Below are 1,482 nucleotides of genomic sequence, written 5' to 3' on the forward strand. Positions count from 1 at the left end.
TGTTTCGTCAGTACGGGAATATCAACCCGTTGTCCATCGACTACGCCTGTCGGCCTCGCCTTAGGTCCCGACTTACCCAGGGCAGATTAGCTTGACCCTGGAACCCTTGGATATTCGGCGGACGGGTTTCTCACCCGTCATTCGCTACTCATGCCTGCATTCTCACTCGTGTGCTCTCCACGACTGGGTCACCCCGCCGCTTCACCGCGCACACGACGCTCCCCTACCCATCCACACACCTGGATCGAAATCAGGTACACATGTGAATGCCATAGCTTCGGTGGATAACTTGAGCCCCGCTAAATTGTCGGCGCAGAATCACTTGACCAGTGAGCTATTACGCACTCTTTCAAGGGTGGCTGCTTCCAAGCCAACCTCCTGGTTGTCTCCGCAACTCCACATCCTTTTCCACTTAGTTATCGCTTAGGGACCTTAGCTGATGATCTGGGCTGTTTCCCTCTCGACTACGAACCTTATCGCCCGCAGTCTCACTGCCGTGCTCTCACTTCCCGGCATTCGGAGTTTGGTTGATTTCGGTAAGCTGTTGGGCCCCCTAGACCATCCAGTGCTCTACCTCCGGGAAGAAACACACGACGCTGCACCTAAATGCATTTCGGGGAGAACCAGCTATCACGTAGTTTGATTGGCCTTTCACCCCTATCCACAGCTCATCCCCTCGGTTTTCAACCCAAGTGGGTTCGGTCCTCCACGACGTCTTACCGTCGCTTCAACCTGGCCATGGATAGATCACTACGCTTCGGGTCTAGAGCGTGCGACTCAATCGCCCTGTTCGGACTCGCTTTCGCTACGGCTTCCCCACACGGGTTAACCTCGCCACACACCACTAACTCGCAGGCTCATTCTTCAAAAGGCACGCCGTCACCCTTGCAGGCTCCGACGGATTGTATGCGATCGGTTTCAGGTACTATTTCACTCCCCTCCCGGGGTACTTTTCACCTTTCCCTCACGGTACTTGTCCGCTATCGGTCACCAAGGAGTATTTAGGCTTAACGGGTGGTCCCGCCAGATTCGTGCGGAATTTCAGGGGTTCCGCACTACTTGGGGTGACACTCAGGAGTGGACAATTTACGACTACGGGAGTATTACCCTCTATGCTCGACCTTCCCAGGTCGTTCGTCTTCACAGTCCATTTTTGACTCCTTGACCGCCTGACAGGACGGTCCGAATGGCCCCACAACACCGTATGTGCAACGCCTGTCAGCTATCACACACACACGGTTTGGCCTCCTCCGCTTTCGCTCGCCACTACTCACGGAATCACGGTTGTTTTCTCTTCCTGTGGGTACTGAGATGTTTCACTTCCCCACGTTCCCTCCAACAGCCCTATGTGTTCAGGCTGAGGTCGCCGGACATGACTCCGGTATTTCGAGGTTTCCCTATTCGGAGATCCATGGATCACAGCTCGTTTACCAGCTCCCCATGGCTTATCGCAGGTTACAACGTCCTTCATCGGCTCTTGGT

General features: G+C 54.7%; 1 rRNA gene. It reads right to left on the reverse strand.

Going from position 1 to position 1,482, the window contains the following annotated elements:
• Positions 1 to 1,482: ribosomal RNA gene (locus ABD089_RS13705) — 23S ribosomal RNA — on the reverse strand; the annotation flags it as partial.

Origin of the sequence: Luteococcus sanguinis, from assembly GCF_039527675.1 — a bacterium.
GTDB lineage: Bacteria > Actinomycetota > Actinomycetes > Propionibacteriales > Propionibacteriaceae > Luteococcus > Luteococcus sanguinis.